This window comes from Proteiniclasticum sp. C24MP (assembly GCF_043951855.1).
Taxonomy (GTDB): domain Bacteria; phylum Bacillota; class Clostridia; order Clostridiales; family Clostridiaceae; genus Proteiniclasticum.
The window spans coordinates 1-21,056 of sequence record NZ_JBINJW010000002.1 but is presented as its reverse complement, the minus strand read 5'-3'; the positions used below and the strand labels follow the sequence as shown (position 1 = coordinate 21,056).

General features: G+C 38.2%; 24 protein-coding genes and 1 pseudogene. All 25 read left to right on the top strand.

The window, feature by feature from the left end:
- Window positions 1-2 precede the first annotated feature (2 nt).
- The 25 genes and pseudogenes from ACHAL6_RS03180 to ACHAL6_RS03060 all read left to right on the top strand — a co-directional run bounded on the left by ACHAL6_RS03180 (window position 3) and on the right by ACHAL6_RS03060 (window position 20,861).
- On the top strand, window positions 3-584 hold the full coding sequence (locus tag ACHAL6_RS03180; protein WP_395268803.1) for a hypothetical protein: 582 nt from the start codon (window positions 3-5) through the stop codon (window positions 582-584).
- Complete coding sequence (locus ACHAL6_RS03175; RefSeq protein WP_395268802.1) at window positions 581-3,052, top strand: glycosyl hydrolase family 18 protein; 2,472 nt, start codon at window positions 581-583, stop codon at window positions 3,050-3,052. The genes ACHAL6_RS03180 and ACHAL6_RS03175 overlap by 4 nt, the downstream gene beginning before the upstream one ends.
- A gap of 86 nt (window positions 3,053-3,138) precedes the next feature.
- Complete coding sequence (locus tag ACHAL6_RS03170; RefSeq protein ID WP_395268801.1) at window positions 3,139-3,546, top strand: holin family protein; 408 nt, start codon at window positions 3,139-3,141, stop codon at window positions 3,544-3,546.
- Window positions 3,546-4,265, top strand: a pseudogene (locus ACHAL6_RS03165) (N-acetylmuramoyl-L-alanine amidase family protein); the annotation flags it as partial. The gene ACHAL6_RS03170 and the pseudogene ACHAL6_RS03165, both read left to right, overlap by 1 nt.
- 33 nt (window positions 4,266-4,298) lie before the next feature.
- A complete protein-coding gene (locus tag ACHAL6_RS03160) occupies window positions 4,299-4,490 on the top strand; it encodes a LysM peptidoglycan-binding domain-containing protein (RefSeq protein WP_282868052.1) in 192 nt (63 codons plus the stop codon).
- A 235-nt stretch (window positions 4,491-4,725) separates the two neighbouring features.
- A complete protein-coding gene (locus ACHAL6_RS03155; protein ID WP_395268800.1) occupies window positions 4,726-5,250 on the top strand; it encodes a hypothetical protein in 525 nt (174 codons plus the stop codon).
- 220 nt (window positions 5,251-5,470) lie between these two features.
- Window positions 5,471-5,962 (top strand): hypothetical protein, encoded by a 492-nt coding sequence (locus tag ACHAL6_RS03150; RefSeq protein WP_395268799.1) that lies wholly within the window; start codon window positions 5,471-5,473, stop codon window positions 5,960-5,962.
- Window positions 5,959-6,486, top strand: coding sequence for a hypothetical protein (locus tag ACHAL6_RS03145; protein ID WP_395268798.1), 528 nt, complete (start codon window positions 5,959-5,961; stop codon window positions 6,484-6,486). The genes ACHAL6_RS03150 and ACHAL6_RS03145 overlap by 4 nt, the downstream gene beginning before the upstream one ends.
- Window positions 6,487-6,689: 203 nt before the next feature.
- Window positions 6,690-6,908, top strand: coding sequence for a hypothetical protein (locus ACHAL6_RS03140; protein ID WP_069980594.1), 219 nt, complete (start codon window positions 6,690-6,692; stop codon window positions 6,906-6,908).
- Entirely contained in the window at window positions 6,883-7,200 is a 318-nt protein-coding gene (locus tag ACHAL6_RS03135; RefSeq protein WP_395268797.1) for an rRNA biogenesis protein rrp5, read from the top strand. Before ACHAL6_RS03140 ends, ACHAL6_RS03135 begins: the two co-directional genes overlap by 26 nt.
- Entirely contained in the window at window positions 7,193-8,329 is a 1,137-nt protein-coding gene (locus ACHAL6_RS03130) for a DUF2800 domain-containing protein (protein ID WP_202695227.1), read from the top strand. The genes ACHAL6_RS03135 and ACHAL6_RS03130 overlap by 8 nt, the downstream gene beginning before the upstream one ends.
- 4 nt (window positions 8,330-8,333) lie before the next feature.
- Window positions 8,334-8,885, top strand: coding sequence for a DUF2815 family protein (locus tag ACHAL6_RS03125; RefSeq protein WP_395268796.1), 552 nt, complete (start codon window positions 8,334-8,336; stop codon window positions 8,883-8,885).
- A 70-nt stretch (window positions 8,886-8,955) separates the two neighbouring features.
- The gene (locus ACHAL6_RS03120) at window positions 8,956-10,896 is read left to right on the top strand and encodes a DNA polymerase (protein WP_395268795.1); all 1,941 of its coding nucleotides are present in this window, start codon (window positions 8,956-8,958) and stop codon (window positions 10,894-10,896) included.
- Window positions 10,897-10,951: 55 nt separating this feature from the next.
- Window positions 10,952-11,167, top strand: a complete 216-nt coding sequence (locus ACHAL6_RS03115; protein WP_026478190.1) for an SHOCT domain-containing protein — start codon at window positions 10,952-10,954, stop codon at window positions 11,165-11,167.
- A 61-nt stretch (window positions 11,168-11,228) separates the two neighbouring features.
- The gene (locus tag ACHAL6_RS03110) at window positions 11,229-12,794 is read left to right on the top strand and encodes a recombinase family protein (RefSeq protein ID WP_395268969.1); all 1,566 of its coding nucleotides are present in this window, start codon (window positions 11,229-11,231) and stop codon (window positions 12,792-12,794) included.
- Window positions 12,795-13,211 (top strand): recombinase, encoded by a 417-nt coding sequence (locus tag ACHAL6_RS03105; RefSeq protein WP_170820870.1) that lies wholly within the window; start codon window positions 12,795-12,797, stop codon window positions 13,209-13,211.
- Between the two features lies 1 nt (window position 13,212).
- The gene (locus ACHAL6_RS03100) at window positions 13,213-14,775 is read left to right on the top strand and encodes a recombinase family protein (protein WP_395268794.1); all 1,563 of its coding nucleotides are present in this window, start codon (window positions 13,213-13,215) and stop codon (window positions 14,773-14,775) included.
- Between the two features lie 143 nt (window positions 14,776-14,918).
- Window positions 14,919-15,143 (top strand): helix-turn-helix transcriptional regulator, encoded by a 225-nt coding sequence (locus ACHAL6_RS03095; protein ID WP_230866458.1) that lies wholly within the window; start codon window positions 14,919-14,921, stop codon window positions 15,141-15,143.
- Window positions 15,144-15,163: 20 nt separating this feature from the next.
- Window positions 15,164-15,844: a hypothetical protein gene (locus tag ACHAL6_RS03090; RefSeq protein WP_395268793.1), complete on the top strand. Its 681-nt coding sequence runs from the start codon at window positions 15,164-15,166 to the stop codon at window positions 15,842-15,844.
- 13 nt (window positions 15,845-15,857) lie between these two features.
- A complete protein-coding gene (locus ACHAL6_RS03085; RefSeq protein WP_395268792.1) occupies window positions 15,858-17,459 on the top strand; it encodes a PD-(D/E)XK nuclease family protein in 1,602 nt (533 codons plus the stop codon).
- Between the two features lie 40 nt (window positions 17,460-17,499).
- Entirely contained in the window at window positions 17,500-18,150 is a 651-nt protein-coding gene (locus ACHAL6_RS03080) for a class I SAM-dependent methyltransferase (protein WP_395268791.1), read from the top strand.
- Window positions 18,151-18,735: 585 nt separating this feature from the next.
- A complete protein-coding gene (locus ACHAL6_RS03075; protein WP_395268790.1) occupies window positions 18,736-19,335 on the top strand; it encodes a type IV toxin-antitoxin system AbiEi family antitoxin domain-containing protein in 600 nt (199 codons plus the stop codon).
- A 104-nt stretch (window positions 19,336-19,439) separates the two neighbouring features.
- Window positions 19,440-20,033: a type IV toxin-antitoxin system AbiEi family antitoxin domain-containing protein gene (locus tag ACHAL6_RS03070; RefSeq protein ID WP_395268789.1), complete on the top strand. Its 594-nt coding sequence runs from the start codon at window positions 19,440-19,442 to the stop codon at window positions 20,031-20,033.
- Complete coding sequence (locus ACHAL6_RS03065; RefSeq protein WP_395268788.1) at window positions 20,026-20,229, top strand: hypothetical protein; 204 nt, start codon at window positions 20,026-20,028, stop codon at window positions 20,227-20,229. Before ACHAL6_RS03070 ends, ACHAL6_RS03065 begins: the two co-directional genes overlap by 8 nt.
- A complete protein-coding gene (locus tag ACHAL6_RS03060; protein ID WP_395268787.1) occupies window positions 20,220-20,861 on the top strand; it encodes a nucleotidyl transferase AbiEii/AbiGii toxin family protein in 642 nt (213 codons plus the stop codon). The genes ACHAL6_RS03065 and ACHAL6_RS03060 overlap by 10 nt, the downstream gene beginning before the upstream one ends.
- Window positions 20,862-21,056: the final 195 nt, after the last annotated feature.

The following is a 21,056-nucleotide window of genomic DNA, read 5'->3' as shown; positions in this document are numbered from 1 at the left end:
TATTGTCAGTTTCTTTTACTAGATTTGCGGAGACGATTCATTGCAAAGAAGAAAAGCGTGTTGTTAGTATAACTGTAAAATTACTTTTAGAAGACTGCACCGGTACGGTTTATTTTACCGACATTCAGGCACAAGAAGGAGACCGCTTGACGGGTTACACAATCAATACAGAAACCATGCTCCAGAAATTTAGGCAGAATAATAGCATTGTGCCTGTTCGTTTTTATAACGGAGTGGTTCGTAGTAGTGAAACAATCATTCTCTTTAATCTTGGTAAAACCTCAGCTGGTCTTGATTGTCACATTTACCCGATACAGGGTATGCAAGCAGGAGGTATTGAGTTATCTCAAGGAGCTGGAGCACATAAGGTTAAGTTTAAAGATTCCATAAACCCAGGAGACACACTTTCTCTTTTAGCCTCTACCAGGCAGTGTTTGAAAAATGGGAGCCCTTCTGAAAAAGAGGGCTTTTTTCAATACACCGCAGCTAGTGATAGTAAGCATGTGGTGAAGTTAGAAGATAGAAAATCTGCCAGGGTATTATTCGAGTTTCAAGAAATGCAGGAAGGAAGTGAACGCCCATGAGAGATTATTTAAAAGGAAAGCGGTGCATGGTTTGGAGTTTCATGGGCAATGCTCGTATGTACCAAGCCTTACGTGATTATGGTGATCGCTTGGATACCGTAGGGATTTTTACCTTTGAAGTAGATATTACCGGAACAATAACAGAAACAGGTACAAGCATCTCCAGCATGCTTACTTACATCAACCGATGGCCACATATCAAGTGGCTGCTTACAATCATGAATCATGGTACAGCATCCATTTTTACAGCCCTTAGAAATAATACAAACGGCGCGAAGGATAAATTCCTTACTGAGATTATTCGTATTATGAATAAATACCCTTGGTGCGCTGGAGTGGATATAGACTTAGAGCGTGGTGGTGGCTATGAAAATAAGGATGCGGCCAATGCTCTCTTTCAAGATATCTATAATACGGTTAAAGCATACAATCCATCTAAACTCGTGAATATTTGCTTACCCGGCATGACAGGGGTACAAGGCTCCGTTGGTGGTGAAAACTGGTGTGTTTATGAAGATTTAGATCCCTACTGCGATACAGCAGCAATCATGAGTTATGGCATGGCTTGGGCGGGTTCTGCACCGGGACCTGTATCCCCTAGGAATTGGCTGGAAGGGACCTATGATTATGCGGCTCGCGTAATGACTCCTGAAAAAGTGTTCTTTGGACTGCCTGCTTATGGTTGGAACTGGAGGATACACGATTCTCCTGCGAATCTAGGCATTACCTACCGAGGAATTTCCAACACCTATTATGCAGCCCAAAACTGGATGACTGGAGTCTATAACTTCACAAATGATGCTCCTCCCCAACCTCGTATTCCTATCATTGCGTATTGGGATGATTACGATAAGGTTCCTTGGGCTTTACCGCAGGTGTATGACTACATGGAAGGGTGGGATGCGGTTTCAAGAACGTATCCGTTAATTGGAGAAACCTATAACAGGCGCAGATATTTGACAGCTTATAGTAAACAGCAAAGAACTGAGTTTGGCACAATCTATGTAGACCGGACTGGAGGAAGTCCAGATAGCCATACTGGGAACGTGTCCGTTTCTACTCAAATGGTAACCCTTGGAGAAGAAGGCGAAGCAGAATATGAATTTGAAATAGCTACTGCCGGTGTTTATGATGTTGCTTTCCGTATCTCTTTTCCCTTTTGGGATAAGAATGGTATTCATGTTGCTTTGGATGGTGTAAGTTCTACTTTTAGTGAGAATAGACTATGGTGGCCATATTGGCGCACAACTTGCTGGCTTTCCTTGTCTTCGGGTGTATATCTTTCAGCCGGCACGCACACAATCAGCGTCAGTGCGCTAGTACCAGGTGTGCAGTTTTATGGATTTCGTGTATGCTCTAATTTCTATGAGAGTCCTTCTGCAGGAGAGGCAGAATTTATGTTATCACCACGAATGTTTAAAGATGTTAACGGAGTGATGGCTGAACCGGATCGAGGATTTAAGCTAACCACAGAGGTGCTACGTCGAAAAGCAGACTCTGCACTAGTTTGGTATGAAGACTTTAGGGATGACAACCCCTTACCATCTAGTTATTGGACAGCTTTAAGTGGACAGTGGCAGGTGTGGAGAAATCCTAATCAAACAACTAGTCGTCCCTACTCACAGCTTGATGGATCAGGAGAGTTGGCATGGAATTACACAGGTTTTTCAGATGTTCATTTACGAGCAAGAATAGCATTTACACCGGAAGGAAATGGCCGAGCGGGGGTATTTTGCGGGGATGTATTTTGCTGTCTTAATTTCAATACGCAACGCATCGAGCTTTATAAAGGTTCTTCCCTACTAGGTAGTACTGCCACTGAGATTATAAAAACAACAGAGGCAAATCTTCGTTCCAATCCGAGGATGTACACTATTGAAATGAGGATTAGAGGTAACTCGGTAAGGGTCTATTCAGGGGCAAGTAATACTCTTCGATTTACTGCAACCCTTAATGGGTTTTCAGGAGGTTATGCAGGGGTTCGTTCTGATGGTCGCATTCTTTGTGAACTATTAAGGTTGGGAGATGCTTGGGTCTATGAACCGTATGAAAGGTTTGATGCGATATTTCCAGGAGGAACGACCGTAGAGTATGGAAGGCTTTCAAGGACTGGTGTGACTTGGGATAATGAGTTTCAGGTATTCGCTGTAAATAGTGATGTGGAGGAGTCTTCAACAAGAAGCCAAGACATCTCTATGGATTATGATTTCTTTCACTCAGGAGTCTTGCCACTTGTATGCGGAAATGATTATTCAGTAAAAGTCGTGCCTAAGGATATCAATGTTTGGATCTCTCGCCTATTTCTTGGAGATGCTGATGGTTTTTCAATTCTTTATTACCAGGACGTAGACAGCCTTGTTTATTGGGCAAATGAAGCAGCATATCGGTGGAAACTTAGAGGAATTGCCATTTGGTCTTTAGGACAGGAGGACATGAGATTATGGGAGGCACTGCCTAAACAAATATAAACGAATCAATTATAACGATCCAAGAGTGTTTGCGAAGATGCAGGCACTCTTTTTATATATTCAAAATCATGAAGGAGGTAAAAGTCATGAAGGAAATTTGGAACTGGGTACAAGTGGCACTAACTGCATTAGGCGGATTCTTGGGATGGTTTTTAGGAGGGTTTGATGGGTTTTTATATGCATTAGTTACATTGATGGTGGCTGATTATATCACTGGTGTCATGTGCGCCATTGCCTACAAAAAACTATCCAGCGAAGTCGGTTTTCGAGGCATTTTTAAGAAGGTGCTTATTTTTGTAATGGTTGGAATCGGCCATATTATCGACACGAACCTTATAGGAGACGGTAGCATGCTCCGAACCGCCATCATCTTTTTCTATTGCTCCAATGAAGGGGTTTCCATGTTGGAAAATGCAGGGCGCTTAGGATTACCGATACCAGAAAAATTAAAGGATATTCTTGCTCAGCTGCATAACAAAGGAGGAGAGCAATAATGAATCTCAGAAAGCTTATTTTTACAGAGAATGCTTGCTACAAGGCAGGCAGAAAGATTACACCAAAAGGCATCATGGTTCATAGCACCGGAGCGAACAATCCAAATTTACGCAGATATGTTGGACCGGATGATGGTCTGTTAGGAGTAAATCAATATAATAATCATTGGAATCAAGACAGACCAGATGGAAGACAGGTTTGTGTCCATGCCTTTATAGGGAAACTTAAAGATGGCTCCATTGCAACTTATCAAACTCTACCATGGAATCATAGAGGTTGGCATGCTGGAGGCGATGCAAATAACACACATATTGGCTTTGAAATCTGCGAGGACGGTTTGACCGATGCCTCGTATTTTAATGCGGTCTATAAAGAAGCGGTGGAGCTATGTGCATACCTTTGTAAGGAGTATAAACTCGACCCGATGGCTGACGGTACGATTATCGGCCACTATGAGGGGTATCAACGAGGGATTGCATCCAATCATGCTGATCCAAGACATTGGTTTTCAAGACATGGTAAGAGCATGGACACTTTTAGAATAGAGGTTAAAAAGTTACTTTCAGCAGATGAACCACCTGCTGGGGGCTCTGAAAATACAACCTATCCTGAAAAGCTGACTACAGGCTATTACCGCGTTAGAAAGACTTGGGCAGATGCGAAATCACAGCTTGGGGCATATCGTATCCTTTCCAATGCAAAGGCACAGGTTGATAAGAACCCAGGTTATTATGTTTTCAACAACGATGGTATGATTGTATATCCCACCGGTAGCACCTCTTCACCAACTTACAAAGAGTATACGGTAGTTAAAGGTGATTCTCTCTGGGCAATTGCAGCCAAGCTACTCGGTAGCGGCACAAGATACACAGAGATTGTTAAACTGAACAATTTAAAATCAACGATTATTTATACCGGTCAAAAACTGAAAATCCCTAACTAAGCATGATGCCCTTGGAGGTTTAAAACTTCCTTGGGCATTTTTTTTATAAAAAATTGTGTGAAAGATAAAAATATTAATTTTGCTCTTTGGGAGTATATTGATAAGCTTTAATTTAAAGTAATTTAACAAAGTTAAAAAAGGTAATTGACAACTAACTAGTTATAACTTAAAATAATAGTTAGATAAAGTGTTTATGAGAAAACTTAAACTAACCCATTGTAAGGAGGAATATTCAATGATAAAAAAATCATGGAAAAGTAACGAATGTCATGCAGGGTTGGAGTATTTTATTGATGAGATAGACCCACATCAAGATACTTCAAGGTCAGGTAAAGTTAATCGGGCAATTGTTAAAGCAAAAAATCTTTCTGACGACGATTGGAAAAAATTAATGAAGGAACTAAAATTATTTAAGAAAAATGAGTTGTCCCAAATTGATGTTCAGACACCTACAGCTATGCAGGTTAAAATTGAAGAGGAGTTGGAGAGCGATCTAGAAATTATAGAAGAAAATATAAAAAGGGCACTTGAATTGAAGACACTACAGACGCAATTCGAGATTCAACTCCTTTGGCTGAATTATCTTAACTGTTTGAAAGAAGAAACGATGAACGTTGGTGAGAGTAGTAAGCCTAAAGACAAGAATTTGACTGGACCTGATATAGTAAAAAAAATAGTGCAGATTATACTCTTGAACAGAGACAAAGATAAGAAAGTTATAGAAAAAATTAAAAATATACTGCTAGAGTGGGAGGAATAGAGTATGAAAAATCCTATTAATACTTGGTCATTAAAATATGTACAATCGCTTAGAAGAAAAAGTGCTTGTATAGGTAAGCCAATATCATATACATTTACTTATTTTGATAGGCAGCAGGCAATCGCCAAGCTTCAAGTTCTGTATCCTAATGGGAGAATAAATCCTTCATTTGCAGATAGAATACTGTATCTTTCGGAGCTATATTAAGGAGGTTCTGCTGATGAATAGAGCAGAAGCAATGCAAACTGTTGAAAGTCTGCTGAAGAAAAATTTTAAGTATCTATATAAAAAGGAAAAGCTGAATATTTTCGAGTTGCATCTTTCGTTCCAAATGGACAGCAAGACACATGAATTACAGACAAGTATGGAATTTCAAGATGCCTGGGTTGATATTTTAACTTTTATTTCCCCAACTGTTTTGAAAGTAGGGTGTGATGAATATTATGAAGTTCTTAAGACAGTAAATTATGTGAATTGGTATACTAAAGCTAATGGACGTTTTTATGTGGATACATACGGTGATCTGGCTTATAGCTTGCGTATAAAGTATGATTTTCTAGATGCTGAACCCCACATGGCAATAAGTGAGATTGAGGCAGCTATTGATTACTATTCAGACTTATTTATCCCATTACTGGATGTTTGTTTAGGCAAGAAATTATTTCATGATGCAAAAGTATTTATTGATGAAATGTGGGGTGATATAGAATGAAAGAAGAATATGAATTGAAACTTCAGGACGAATTTTCCTTCATGAAAAGAGATATGACTATAAAGGATAGAAGTACAATTCGTAATATTTATCAGGCATGGGGATGCGAATGCTCTGGAGGGTGGTATCCATTGATAAGAGAACTCTGTCAGGCTATAACCGATAGGTATACACAAGATGGCATTCCTGTTGATATTGTTGTAGAACAGATAAAAGAGAAATTTGCAAGTCTTAGGTTTTATTATTCCTTTGAAGATACGCCATGTGCTTTGCAGGCCATTGATTTTCTTGGAGGTTCTTCTTTACGATTTGAACCATATAATGAAAATGATGATGATGCCAAAAAGAAATTAAGGCATGATATTTCACAAATTGTTCGTGCATTTGAGAACAAAAGCAAAGCAATCTGCGAATACTGTGGGAAAGAAGGAATCATCAGAATGGATATGCGTTGGAAAAAAACTCTTTGTAATGAGTGCTATAATAATTATCTTAAGAAAATTGAAGAAAGACAGAAAAAATAATAATTGAAATAGCATAAACGGTAACACATACCAAGCTATGCCGATACTTTTTTATAATTGAAAATACCTAAATAGAACTATGCCCTTGGAGGTTTAAAACTTCCTTGGGCATTTTTTTATTAAATCGTCAGATTTATGTATCTCCTGAGGCTACCAGGTAGAGGGCAACAAATAAAAGCGCCCTTCAGAAAGAGGTGATGGATATGAAGCACAATCTAAAAATTAGTGTTTCAAAGAAACCACAGACAGGCGGGATTGTTACTTACCGTAACTTTTCCGTGAGGGAGCGCATCCTTCGATTCCTTCTTGGGGGAAAACAGCGTGTAACGATTGTAATCCCCGGAGACAGCATCGAGGAACTCTCTATCTGTGAGATGACGAAAGGAGGAAATGACCTTGAGCAAAATAAAGTTACTGCTTGATGTGGTAAATGATATGCGAAGTCTTGCTGATAGCATACAAGCGGTTTGTGATGCAATGGCAGATAGCGATTCTGATCCCCAAAAAACACCTACCACAAAGACAGAAAAAGCAAAAGAGCCGGATATTTCGCTGGAAAAAGTGAGAATGGTACTTGCCGAAAAAAGTCAGCTTGGCTTTACCGCTGAAGTGCGGGGCATCATTGGGAAGTATGGTGCTGACAAGTTAAGTGCTGTTGATAAGGCTTATTATGCTGACATCTTGAAAGATGCGGAGGTTCTTGGGAATGGGTAATCATGCAATATTATCTGCATCTTCATCACACAGATGGCTTCATTGTTTACCGTCTGCAAGGCTTGAACTTGAGTTTGAAAACACAAATGGAGAAGCAGCAAAAGAAGGTACGGCAGCACATGCCCTCTCTGAACACAAGCTAAAAAAGGCACTTCGAATCAGAAGTAAGAGGCCTACATCAGAGTATGATTCAGATGAAATGGAAGAATGCACGGATGCCTACGTTGACTTCATCATGGAGCAGGTAGAACTTGCAAGAAAGTCTTGCACAGATCCTATCGTTCTTATTGAACAACGTCTTGATTTCTCTTGTTATGTTCCAGATGGTTTTGGGACAGGAGATTGTGTGATCATCTCAGATGATAGACTTCACATCGTAGATTTCAAATATGGTATGGGCGTGCTAGTGGATGCAGAGGACAATCCACAGATGAAACTGTATGCATTAGGCGCTTTAGAGATTTATGACAGCCTATACGACATCAAAGAAATATCAATGACAATTTTTCAACCACGAAGAGAAAATGTCAGCACATGGACTGTTCCGGTAGAAGAACTTAAAGCCTGGGCAGAAGAGGAACTAAAACCAAAAGCCGCAAAAGCCTATCAAGGTGAAGGTGAATATATGCCTGGCTCGTGGTGTACTTTCTGCAGAGCATCCAGCAGATGTCGTGCTAGAGCTGATGAAAATCTGAAACTGGCACAGATGGAGTTTAAGATGCCACCGTTACTTACAGATAGTGAGATAGAAGAAGTGCTATCCATTCTTCCCGACCTTACCAAATGGGCGAATGAGATAACTGCTTATGCGACAGACGCTGCAGTCAATCACGGTAAAGAGTGGCAAGGTTTTAAGGTTGTGGAAGGTCGATCTGTTCGAAAGTATAAAGATGAAAATGCAGTAGCAGAAAAAGCTGTCATCAGCGGATACAAGGACATTTATCGTAAGAGCCTCATCCCTATGACAGAGATGCAAAAATTGATGGGTAAAACCAAATTTGAGGAAATTCTAGGAAACCTCATTTATAAACCACCGGGCAAGCCGACTCTTGTCCCTAACTCGGATAAAAGACCGGCGATGAACGTAGCTGATGCAAAAAACGAATTTAACGAAATTATGGAGGGTTAATATTATGAGTAAAATCGAAAACAGAGCTAAAGTTATTACAGGTGTAAACACAAGGCTTTCTTATTTTCACGGATGGGAGCCAGTATCCATCAACGGTGGCGCAGAAAAATATAGCGTATCTGTGCTTATTCCCAAAGACGATACAGAAACCATTAATGCTATAAATGCTGCAGTGGATGCAGCCATTGAGGAAGGCATCGCTAAATTTGGTGGAAAGAAACCGAACAAAGCGGCAATTAAACTGCCACTGCGTGACGGAGATGTAGAGCGTGATGATGAGGCTTATAAGGGGCATTATTTTATCAATGCCAATAGCAAAACTGCTCCACAGATTGTAGATAAAAGTGTTAAACCTATTATGGATCGCAGCGAAGTGTACAGCGGTTGCTATGGTAGAGTTTCACTCAATTTCTATGCTTTTAACTCAAACGGTAATAAAGGTGTTGCTTGTGGTTTGGGTAATATTCAAAAAATTAAGGATGGAGAGCCTCTTGGTGGAAAGACATCTGCAGCAGATGATTTTTCAACGCTTGTAGATGATGACTTCCTTGCCTAAAAGAAAGGATCGATTGATGGTGGTGGAGGTACTTCCTCTGCCACCTGTTTTTTAGGAATGGAGGTAGGAAATGAAGAATCTTGAAATCGATATCGAAACCTACTCATCTATAAACTTACAAAAGAGCGGAGTTTATCGCTATGTGGAGGCAGATGATTTTGAAATAATTTTGTTTGGCTATTCTGTTGATGGTGGCGAAGTTAAGGTGATAGATTTAATGGCCGGAGAAAAGATACCTAGCGATATACTGGATGCCTTAACTGATGAAGACATTACCAAGTGGGCATTTAACGCTCAGTTTGAACGTGTATGCCTTTCTCGTTACCTTGGATATCCTTTTGGATCTTATCTAAACCCTTCATCGTGGAAATGTTCAATGGTGTGGTCAGCCTATATGGGACTTCCCCTTTCTTTGGAAGGTGTGGGAGCCGTTCTTGGGCTTGAAAAACAAAAACTTACGGAAGGGAAAGACCTAATCAGATATTTTTGTGTTCCGTGTAATCCTACCAAAACAAATGGTGGTAGAAACCGTAATCTACCAAGTGATGAAATGGAAAAGTGGCAGAAGTTTGTAGCCTATAACAAGCGTGATGTTGAAACAGAAATGTTAATTCAGCAAAGACTTATTAAGTTTCCTGTGCCAGATGAAATATGGGATGAATATCTTCTCGACCAAGAAATCAATGACCGCGGCATTAAGGTAGACATGGATTTTGTAAAACAGGCGATTGCAACAGATGAGATTTCTCATACTAAGTTGATGAATCAGATGCAGGAAATAACAGAACTTGATAACCCAAACTCGGTACAGCAGATGAAAGGTTGGCTCGCTGAAAATGGTCTTGAGACAGACACTCTTGGCAAAAAGGCTGTGGCAGAACTATTAAAGGATGCACCGGATGACTTGTCTGAAGTTCTTAAACTCCGTCAGCAGCTTGCAAAATCGTCCGTTAAGAAATATACGGCAATGGAGAATGCTGTTTGTGCAGATTTACGTGCCAGAGGAATGTTCCAATTTTATGGTGCAAACAGAACCGGTCGCTTTGCAGGAAGGCTTGTGCAGTTACAAAATCTACCTCAGAACCATATGCCGGATTTAAAAGAGGCACGAGGCATAGTAAAGAGCGGTGATCATGAAACCCTTGAAATGCTCTACGAAGATATACCTGACACGCTCTCACAACTTATCCGCACAGCCTTTGTACCAAAAGAAGGCAATAAGTTTATAGTTGCTGACTTTTCTGCTATTGAAGCTCGTGTGCTGTCTTGGCTTGCGGGTGAACAGTGGCGAAATGAAGTTTTCGCAAATGGTGGTGATATATATTGTGCCTCGGCATCACAGATGTTTAGAGTCCCTGTTGAAAAGCATGGTGTAAATGCTCATTTAAGGCAGAAAGGTAAAATCGCAGAATTGGCACTTGGTTATGGTGGATCAGTGGGTGCTTTAAAGGCTATGGGAGCCTTAGAGATGGGAATTTTAGAAGAAGAACTAAAACCCCTTGTTAATGCCTGGAGGCAGGCCAATCCATACATCGTAAAATTCTGGTGGGATGTGGATAGAGAAGTTAAGAAATGCATTAAGGAAAAAAAGTCTCAAGAAGTTCAAAATATCAAGTTTCATTACATGAGTGGAATGCTGTTTATTGTTCTTCCTTCTGGCAGAAAGCTTGCCTATGTAAAGCCTAATATTGGAGAAAATATCTTCGGTGGTGAATCAGTTACTTATGAGGGAGTTGGTGCTACAAAGAAATGGGAGCGGCTTGAAAGTTATGGACCCAAGTTTGTAGAAAACATTGTTCAAGCAATCTCCCGTGATATTTTAATGTATGCCATGAAGACACTTAGCACTTGTAGCATTGTGGCTCATGTACACGATGAAGTAATTATTGAGGCTGATCAAAGCCTGTCACTTGATATGGTATGCAAGCAGATGGGCAGAGTACCTCCCTGGGCAAAGGGACTGCTCCTTGATGCCGATGGCTACGAATGCGATTTTTATAAGAAAGATTAAAGAAAACATCAGATTTCACCTCCCACCGTGGCTACCAGGTAGGAGGTGTTTTTTTATGAACATTATTGAAGTGAAAGATGGTTCTCCTATCAAGGGTGAGACAGAACCGATGTCAGAAGAACAGTTACAGAAAGAATATGACTTTTATATAGCTGAGAGCATTGTAGGCATGCTCTATAAAGAGGGCAAGATTACACAAGATGAACTACACAAAATATCAGCATTAAACCGCCAGAAATTCTCTCCGAAGTTAGCCGAGATAATGCCCTGAAACACTTGCTATTATTGCCTTTTAGAGTGATATATGTAATAGCAGAAAGTGAGGTGAGATGATGAAAAAGATAACGAAAATAGATGAACTGCCAAAATCACAGCTATCAAAAAACAAACTTCGAGTTGCCGCTTATGCTAGGGTTTCAACGGATAGCGATGACCAACTGGTAAGCCTTAAAGCTCAGCGGGAACACTATGAAAACTATATTAAATCCAATCCAGAATGGGAGTTTGTCGGGCTTTATTATGACGAAGGCATATCAGGCACTAAGAAGGAAAAACGACCTGAACTTCTCCGTATGATTCGTGATTGTGAAAGTAATAGGATTGATTTTATTATCACCAAATCCATCAGCCGTTTTGCACGAAATACTACGGATTGCCTAGAGCTGGTAAGGCATCTAATGGATATCGGTGTTTATATTTATTTTGAAAAAGAAAATCTGAATACGGGTGATATGGAAAGTGAATTAATGCTTTCTATTTTATCTGGGTTTGCCGCTGAAGAGTCAATATCCATTTCACAAAACATAACATGGTCCATCAATAAAAGATTTCAAAATGGTAAATATGTTATTAGTATTCCTCCTTACGGTTATGCCAATGTAAATGGTGAAATGGTCATCGTTCCAGAAGAAGCAGAAATAGTTAAACGCATTTTTTCAGAATGCCTTTTAGGGAAAGGTGGCAATCTTATCGCAAAGGGACTGAACAGGGATAAGATACCTGCAAGAAGAGGTAATCATTGGAGTCCTGGCACAGTGATTGAGATGCTCCGAAATGAAAAATACAAAGGTGATGCGCTCTTTCAAAAGACATACACGGATAGTAACTTCAATCGCCATTTTAACAAAGGTGAAAAAGACCAGTTTTACTGCAAGAATCACCATGAGCCTATCGTTAGCAGAGAAGTGTTTTCTAAGGCACAAAAGCTAATAAGTGAAAGAACAAGGCATCGTAATAAATCGGCTAGTAAAAGTGTGTATCAAAATAGATATGAACTAAGCGGAAGAATTATCTGTGGAGAATGCGGGTCCAAGTTTAGGAGAAGAACAAACTACTCTGCTGGTAGAAGTTATATTGCTTGGAGCTGCATTGGACATATTGAAGACAAGGACAGCTGCTCCATGTTGTTTTTGCGTGATGGAGAGATAAAAGTAACATTCTCAACCATGATGAATAAGCTCGCATTCAGCAAAAAGCTAATACTGCAGCCACTTTATGATTCTATAAACAAGATTGATGAAGAATGCGATCTTGCAAGAATTGATGCCATAGATAAACGCATGGAGCAATTAACCGAAGAACGCAATACACTGATTGGTCTTATGACAAAAGGGTTTCTTGAACCAGCTCTTTTTAACAAGGAACGAAATGTTCTGGATAAAGAAATAAAAAATATTACTGCTGAGAAGACGAACCTAGTCATGTCATTTACAAGTGGCTCTTCTCAGGCAGACGAGGTAAAGGCACTTCTTGATTATGTGTCAGCAGATAAGTTTGATGGCAATTATACAGATGAAGCTTTTGAAAAGTTTGTAGAAAACATCATTGTAAATTCAAGGGATGAACTAACCTTTAAAATGAAATGTGGACTTTCCCTTATAGAAAAGGTGGTGAGATAAATGGCATATGTACCATACGGATATACAGTTAAAGACGGAGTCATAACTGTCGATGAGAAGGCAGCAGGTCAAGTAAAGGAGTTCTTTGAAAAATATATATCAGGACTTTCCCTTACAGTGGCTGGTGAACAGGCAGGTATTGAGAAGACGCATTCAGTAATGGGGCGTATTTTGAAAAATATCCTTTATCTCGGAAATGACGTATATCCAGCAATCATAGATAAAGAAACATTTGATAAGGCTGAAGAGATTAGAAATAAACGTGCGAAGGACTTAGGGCGGATTGTAGAGCTTGCAGCTTTTACTGCTCCCTCACCTATAGAACGATTCAAGATGAGAAAATCAGAAGGTAAACTTCCAGATGATCCCGTTACAAGAGCGGAGTACCTATATAGTTTGATAGAAAGCGAGGTGTAATATGGCAGGAAAAAATATAACTGTAATTCCGGCACGAAAAAGAGTTGGAAGTTCAACTGCAAAAGAAAAAGTAAATAAACTCCGTGTAGCCGCTTATTGCCGCGTTTCTACAGAAACAGAAGAGCAGAATTTAAGCTATGAGGTACAGGTTGCACATTATACGGAATTTATAAAGAAAAATACTGAATGGGAGTTTGCAGGCATCTTTGCAGATGACGGCATTTCCGGTACTAACACTAAAAAACGAGAAGAGTTCAACCGTATGATTGAGGAGTGTATGGAGGGTAACATCGATTTAGTTATTACAAAGTCCATCAGTCGATTTGCCCGCAACACGCTGGATTGCTTAAAGTATATTAGACAGCTCAAGGAAAAGAACATAGCAGTGTATTTTGAAAAAGAGAACATCAACACAATGGATGCCAAGGGCGAGGTGCTACTTACCATTATGGCCTCTCTTGCACAACAAGAAAGCCAGAGCCTTTCGCAGAACGTTAAACTCGGACTTCAATATCGCTACCAGCAAGGAAAGGTGCAGGTCAATCACAATCGATTTATGGGATACACAAAAGATGAAGAAGGCAACTTGATTATTGTTCCAGAAGAGGCTGAAATCATTAAACGTATTTACAGAGAGTACCTTGAGGGCAAGAGCCTAGTGGGCATCGGCAGGGATCTAGAGAAAGACGGCATTTTAACAGCTGCAGGTAAACCAAGATGGAGACCAGAAACCATAAAGAAGATTCTTCTAAACGAGAAATACATCGGCGATGCCCTGTTGCAGAAGACTTTCACAGTGGATTTTCTTACAAAGAAACGAGTCAAGAATGAAGGTCATGTCCCGCAGTATTATGTTGAAAATAGCCATGAGGCGATCATACCAAAGGAACTTTTTTTACAGGCTCAGGAAGAGCTTCATCGCAGAAGTAATATTTACACAGGTGCAGACAAGAATAAAAGAATTTATAGTAGTAAATACGCTTTGAGTACCATAACCTTCTGTGGAGATTGTGGTGACATATACAGACGGGTCTATTGGAATATTCACGGTAGAAAAGAATTTGTTTGGCGATGCGTTACAAGAATTGAGCAAGGCCCTGAGGTGTGTAAGAACCGAACGGTAAAAGAAGCTGAATTATATGATGCAGTAATGACTGCCATTAACAGATTGCTTGCCGGTGGGGACAACATGATAAGAATACTGGAAGAGAATATACATGCGATAATCGGTGATACCACGGAATATAAGATTTCAGAGATTAACACCTTGCTTGAAGAAAAGCAGAAGGAACTAATCAGCCTTGCTAATAAAGGAAAAGATTTTGAATCCCTTGCAGATGAGATTGAAGAGTTGCGTGAAAAGCGTCAGACCCTTCTTGTGGAAGATGCATCCTTAAGTGGTGAGAATGAGCGGATCAACGAACTGATAGAATTTATACGCACCAACAAATATCGGACTTTACTATATGATGATACGCTTGTAAGGAAGATCATCCAAAATGTTACGGTGTATGATGACCACTTTGTAATATGCTTTAAATCAGGCATTGAAATTAAAGTATGAAAAACGGACCCCAATAGCCCATGACTCTAGTGTAGAGTTGTGGGTTTTCTTTTGGTTATACAACCATGACAATATTGTTGAATCTATTGTGTTCATCAACCAAATGGTTTATAATATTAGTTAGTGTAAATTGGAGGTGCTGTATGACTACGGCAGATATGATTAAGCAACTATGTGAACAAATGAATATAAGTGTTGCGGAACTTGCTAGACGTATTGGTCAGACTCCACAGAATTTCAATAAGAAATTAAAACGTGAAACTGTAACCTTGGATGAGTTGAAAACCATAGCTGATGTTTTGGATATTAAGTTTGAGCAGACATTTATTTTGCCTGATGGAAATGAAATAAAGACAGGTAATGATTAAAGTAAAGGAGGCGGTCTAATATGATGATTAGCCCAGAAAGTTACTATGAAGAGTATCTTAAAGGAAAAACTAAAGAACAGATAATGACTGCTATTCGGGGGCTTAAGCAAGAAATAGGTCGCCTCAAAAATTCAATGGAAAACCCTCATGGTGGCATAAAAACTGTTATGCATCCAAGTGAAGATACTCGCCTTCATTGGACTCGTGAATACTTGGAAAAAGCCAAACAAGCCTATGGTGAAGCTGGTGGTACTTATACTTTATCAAAATCTGAAGAAAAGGCAGCTGACTTTGATGCAAATATGGAATCCATTAGCAAGATAACCTTTAACATTGGAGGTTACTTTGGTGGCTACCGTAATTATATTGTAGAACTAACAGATGAATTCAAAGCCTATACAAAATTATGGGAAGATAAAGAACCTCTCTTATTATGTGATGATGATAGCCAGGAACCATTTACAAAGGATACTTTCATAGCCGCACTTAAAGATCTGCATATCGGTGAGTGGCGCAGGCGGTATTCTACTAAACGTTTCGGATACATGGTGCTTGATGGAACACAGTGGGAGTTAGAATTTGAATATATTAATGGCCATAAACCGGTAAGATTTGATGGTGATAACTCATACCCATATAATTTCGATAAGTTCCAGATGTTATTTGGGATTGATGTTACCGAGGAAGATGAGGACGAGTAAAGGGGGTTTAATTTTGGAGCTAAACAGTATGAAAGCTTTATCGCAGGAGGAGCTGCGTGCGTTATATAAAAAATTTCTACATAGCCAGGACATTTCCAAAGCAACCATTAATACTGCTTATGTTGACACTTTTTACCTTTGGAGAAAAGGGAGTAAAGAGCTATTTTGGAGTGCTGTAACAGCTACTGATTTTGAGAATGAGGCAAGGAATGCATTAATAAAAGCTCTCTCTGAGAACTCGACAGGGAATGCTAAATCACTGGCAAGTGGTTATATGTCTCATCTTAGAAGATTTCGTTTGTTTCTGTCATCAGAAGAAATGATTGTTCCGGTTGAATATAAACACCAAATCACAGCAAAGCCAAAACCTGCGAGCCGTGAAATAATAATAAATAAAATGTATGTTGGAGGCTATTTATCTGAGGGAGATAACATAGGGCATGAAATCATTAACCTTTATAAAGCAGATGATGGGAAAAATTATATTTATCTCAATTCACAAGGCACAATAGAATTATCTCGTGGAGAGAATAGTATAACCGTTTTGTTGGTACGAAAATTTGCCTCGAAAACATATAAAGTACTAGCCAAAGCAGATGGTATTACGATTCTTGATTTTGCCGACAGCAAACTTCCACGAAAAGAGAGGTATAAAGGACAAGTTGCATTAGGACTGACCTATGGTGGAGTAAGTCTTGTTGATTTATTTAATGAAAATTCCTATCGCGGTAGTCTTGAGGAAGAAAAAAATGCTTATACTACGTTTGTTGCTGATAGGGTTATTAAGCCGAAAAATCAGATTTATATTACAGACGATGAATCTGTAAGTGGTGATAACACTTTTTTTATTCGTACAAATAAAGGATTTGGTAAGCAAACATTAAGGGAGTTCTACAGCGAAAATGAAAAGCCGGAATCCTTCACTGATTTGAATCAAATAATTGAAAATAAAGAATTATGGGAAGAAGCTAATACGACACAAGCTATATCTGAATTACCAGAGCCTCAAAAAGATCCATATTTCAATTTCCTAAAAATAATTAGGCAGGAAGATAATGAACTCGCTTTTTCAAATATGTTTGCTTACTTTTTTGATATAAATAGAGATGCTTTTTCCAGGTTTGCACAGGAAGTTTTATCTGTCGATATGCAAACTGATTTTACCATTGAGAGAGAAAAGAAAAATATTGACCTATTAATTTCTGATAAAAATAATGCTGTTGTAATAGAGAATAAAATCAAATCTAGCATTAATGGTATTAATGAAAGGCATGATATCTACAGCAATCAAGTACAGTCCCAGCTAAAAAAATACTATCAATTTGTTACAACTGATGATGAGTATTGCAAGAAAACTGTGAGCTGCTTTATTTTTTCACCAAATTACAATCGCATTGAATTGAGCAAGTTTTCATGCGGTGAAAAATATACTGTGGTTTATTACAGAGAAATCTATAATTTCTTTGTTGAAAATAGAAACCTGTTTGATGAGGTGCCTTATTTTGAAGATTATATTAATGCAATGCATAAGCATACAAAGGACTATGATAATGAGTTAGAGGAAGAAATGCAAAGAAGATTTCAAAATACTATCTACAAAGCAAAAAAGCATTAGGGGTTGAGTCACGAATAGAAATAAGGGAGTTGAATATAACATGAATCATAGATGTAAATTATGTGGATCAGAAGCAGAGGTGATTCATCATCCTAAAATTGCAGATTATCACTATTGCAGTAATTGTGAATTTATTTCTAAGGATGATCGACATATAGTATCAAAAGAAGAAGAACTTAAAATTTATAATAAACATAATAACTCGATTGAGGATCCTAGGTATGTTGAATTTTTCTACAAGTTTTTAAATGACGCAGTTTTTCCTTATACAACAGGTGGAAATCAAGGATTTGATTTTGGGAGTGGCCCATCCCCTGTTTTGGCTCAAATATTGGAACGTCACCATAACTATCAAATGGATATATACGATTTATTTTATTCACCAGAAAAAGTTTATATTGGGAAAAAGTATGATTTGGTTACATCAACTGAAGTTGTCGAACATTTAAAAGATCCTATAGAGCATTTTGAACTTTTTGCTAATTTGTTGAAACCTAATGGGATTTTAGCGGTGATGACATTATTTCATCATAACGATTCGTCTCATTTTTTGAATTGGCATTATATTCGAGATTGGAGTCATATATCATTTTATACACCTAAAACAATGGAATATATAGCTTCGAGAGTTGGATTGAAAATTATTCATACGAATGATATTCGATATACAACTTTTATGCTCGATCATTAACTGTTATCAAAATGTGGATAACTAGGCTTTATCTGTGGAAAAGAGTTTGATAATGTGGATAAAATTAAAGCATTTTCTTTACCGAGATTATTCAAGAAATCGAAAATAACTAGATATGTTCCCACAAACGACATCCAATCTTGGATATGTTCCCGAAAACGACCCTTTATAAAAAAAGGGCTTGGAACTTTTCACATGACAGCTATCCTGTCCTCTTGACACACGTGGAGACTGTTGTACTGCTGGAAAGAAAATAGGTCAAAAGAACCCTGGAATGAGCTGTAGGAGCTGTTTCCAGGGTTTCTTATTTTGATGACTAAGCTATAAATTTGATCTAAAATTGTGTATTCTAGGTTTAGGGTGTATTGGGAAATAGAATGATTGATTTATGCGGGTAAGTGTTTTGATTAATAGTTGAACATTTTTACAAAACTAATGAGTCAAAATCTTGCAATTTTATGTAGTAATGAGATTGAGCAAAGGTTTGGTCCAGTGACCAAACACTCAAACTTTGCGTAACTCTTTACAAACGTTCTTTAAAACACTATAATTTAAGTGCGAAAGTAATAAAGGTCAGGTGATAGAATGGATGATAAATACTTAATCATCAAGAGTATAGCTGAAAACTCAGATGGGATTGTTACAACGAAGCAGATTGAAGATGCAGGTCTTAATAGAACAATCATAAAGAATTATGTCAATCAAGATTTGCTTGTCAGAGAATCTCAAGGAATTTATACTCTATCCTCAACATTAGTGGATGAGTACAAGCTCCTTCAAATGCGCAGTGAGAAAATGGTGTTCTCCTATGGTACAGCCCTATACTTACATGGTATGTCTGATCGTGTGCCACATCTGTTGGATGTAACTATACCGCAAGGCTATAATGTGTCGAGAATCAAGAAAGATCATCCTGAAGTAAGGTTTCATTATGTAAGACATGAGTGGTGGGAAGTGGGTTTAGCAAAAATACATACACCTATGGGGGCAGAAGTAATTTTATATGATAAAGAACGCTGCATATGTGACCTGATAAATCACAAAAAAAATATTGATATGCAACTTTATACACAAGCAATAAAGGAATATTTTAAAAGCGGTGCTGATGTGAGGGAGGTTTTGAAATACGGAAAAATTTTTGGTGTTGAAGAAAAAATCAGAACCTATATTGAGGTGCTTTCTTGAAAAATCGAGACTTTAATAATAAAACCATCAATCCATAGAATGTTGCATTTACACTTAAGAAAGGTTATAATTTAAGTGCGAATGCAACAGAGGAGAAAAGTGATATGGATTATATAAAGCAGATAAAGCAACACCTTAATCAGTCTGGAGGAATCATCACAGCGAAGACTTGCAGAGAAAGGAATATTCCAACAGTCTATCTCACCCGCCTGGTCAAACAGGGATTTCTGAGTAGAGCATTTCCTGGAATCTATGTAACTGAAAGTGGAGATTATGATGAATTCTATTTCTTCCAGTATCAATATCAGAAATCAGTGTTTTCATATGAATCTGCACTATATCTTCTTGGAGTTACCGATAAGATTCCTCAGATAATGGAAGTTACTGTCATATCAGGATACAAGTTCAATAGAAGGATGTCTGGAGTGCAAGTGCATTTTGTAAAAAAAGACTGGTATGAACTAGGTATTGTAGAAACCAAGACTATGTTTGGGAACACGGTAAACGTCTATTCTTTTGAGAGGGTATTATGTGACTTCATCATTAATAAAAAAGAAGTGAATCCAGAGATTTATGTCAAAACAATTCGAGCATATAAAAATTACGATGAGAGAAATATTAAGATGCTGTATAGCATCGCTTCAAAGATGGGTATTTCCTCGAAAGTAAGAGACATTATGGAGGTGGCTTTTGAATAAAGACAAGTTAACCCAATTGTGTCATAGGATCAGTAAAGAAACAGGGCTTTCATTTAATTCAGTGATGACGTACTATTTTCTGGAGAGGTTACTTGAAAAAATCAGTAGCAGCAGATATAAAGATAACTTTATTTTCAAGGGTGGTTTTATTTTATCAAACATTGTTGGAGTTCAGTCCAGAACGCCGTGGATATAGACACACTACTGAATAACATTAGATTTACTAAAGAACGGATTTTTGAAATTCTCATAGAAACATTGAAAGATGACCAGGGCAATGTTCTGTCTTATGAGATTCTAGATGTAGAAACCATAAAGATGGTGGATGAATATAGTGGGTATCGAGTAAAAGTACTTTGTAGGTTGGACAACATCAGACAAATTATTCCGTTGGATATTGCCACTGGAGATTTTGTAACACCACATCCAATAAATTATAGTTTTATCAGTATCTTTAATGGTGAAAATATCCCAATAAAAGCCTATACAATTGAGACGATGATTTCTGAGAAGATCCACACAATATTTGAGAAAAGCTATTTAAACAGTCGTAGTAAAGATTTTTATGATCTACATATTCTATATACTCTTAGGAGAAAAGACATTGATGGTATGATCTTAAAAAGTGCTTGCAATCGAACATTTTCTACTCGAGAAACCATGTTTGATCCATATAAAATACTAGAATTTTTAAGTGATATTAAGTTTGATGATGTGTTTTCTGGGAGGTGGAATAGCTATGTTAAGAAGAATAGCTATGCTCAGGAAGTATCGTTTTCCTCAGTAATAGATAGTGCAATCAGTTTGCTGAAAATGATGAATGACTAAGCACATATCCTTAACCCAGTTTGAATGTGGCTTTTAGTTTGGTTACCTTCGAGGATACTTTTGTTAAAAGGTGGATCTCTGGGGTTCATTTGATATACAGTATCTAACTACTGTTTAGACTCGTGGAGACGATAGAAATGCTGGAAAGAAAAAAAGATTGATAAAATCCTGGGGAAATTGTAAATCTAAAAAAAG

Excerpts from the sequence above, each read along its gene's own strand:
- ACHAL6_RS03170 (WP_395268801.1), top strand. The coding sequence starts at position 3,139 with ATGAAGGAAATTTGGAACTGGGTACAAGTGGCACTAACTGCATTAGGC.
- ACHAL6_RS03110 (WP_395268969.1), top strand. The coding sequence starts at position 11,229 with ATGAAAAAGATAACGAAAATAGATGAACTGCCAAAATCACAGCTATCA.
- ACHAL6_RS03160 (WP_282868052.1), top strand. The coding sequence starts at position 4,299 with ATGATTGTATATCCCACCGGTAGCACCTCTTCACCAACTTACAAAGAG.
- ACHAL6_RS03105 (WP_170820870.1), top strand. The coding sequence starts at position 12,795 with ATGGCATATGTACCATACGGATATACAGTTAAAGACGGAGTCATAACT.
- ACHAL6_RS03090 (WP_395268793.1), top strand. The coding sequence starts at position 15,164 with ATGATGATTAGCCCAGAAAGTTACTATGAAGAGTATCTTAAAGGAAAA.
- ACHAL6_RS03125 (WP_395268796.1), top strand. The coding sequence starts at position 8,334 with ATGAGTAAAATCGAAAACAGAGCTAAAGTTATTACAGGTGTAAACACA.
- ACHAL6_RS03155 (WP_395268800.1), top strand. The coding sequence starts at position 4,726 with ATGATAAAAAAATCATGGAAAAGTAACGAATGTCATGCAGGGTTGGAG.
- ACHAL6_RS03070 (WP_395268789.1), top strand. The coding sequence starts at position 19,440 with ATGGATTATATAAAGCAGATAAAGCAACACCTTAATCAGTCTGGAGGA.
- ACHAL6_RS03095 (WP_230866458.1), top strand. The coding sequence starts at position 14,919 with ATGACTACGGCAGATATGATTAAGCAACTATGTGAACAAATGAATATA.
- ACHAL6_RS03080 (WP_395268791.1), top strand. The coding sequence starts at position 17,500 with ATGAATCATAGATGTAAATTATGTGGATCAGAAGCAGAGGTGATTCAT.
- ACHAL6_RS03150 (WP_395268799.1), top strand. The coding sequence starts at position 5,471 with ATGAATAGAGCAGAAGCAATGCAAACTGTTGAAAGTCTGCTGAAGAAA.
- ACHAL6_RS03130 (WP_202695227.1), top strand. The coding sequence starts at position 7,193 with ATGGGTAATCATGCAATATTATCTGCATCTTCATCACACAGATGGCTT.
- ACHAL6_RS03145 (WP_395268798.1), top strand. The coding sequence starts at position 5,959 with ATGAAAGAAGAATATGAATTGAAACTTCAGGACGAATTTTCCTTCATG.
- ACHAL6_RS03120 (WP_395268795.1), top strand. The coding sequence starts at position 8,956 with ATGAAGAATCTTGAAATCGATATCGAAACCTACTCATCTATAAACTTA.
- ACHAL6_RS03175 (WP_395268802.1), top strand. The coding sequence starts at position 581 with ATGAGAGATTATTTAAAAGGAAAGCGGTGCATGGTTTGGAGTTTCATG.
- ACHAL6_RS03140 (WP_069980594.1), top strand. The coding sequence starts at position 6,690 with ATGAAGCACAATCTAAAAATTAGTGTTTCAAAGAAACCACAGACAGGC.
- ACHAL6_RS03100 (WP_395268794.1), top strand. The coding sequence starts at position 13,213 with ATGGCAGGAAAAAATATAACTGTAATTCCGGCACGAAAAAGAGTTGGA.
- ACHAL6_RS03075 (WP_395268790.1), top strand. The coding sequence starts at position 18,736 with ATGGATGATAAATACTTAATCATCAAGAGTATAGCTGAAAACTCAGAT.
- ACHAL6_RS03115 (WP_026478190.1), top strand. The coding sequence starts at position 10,952 with ATGAACATTATTGAAGTGAAAGATGGTTCTCCTATCAAGGGTGAGACA.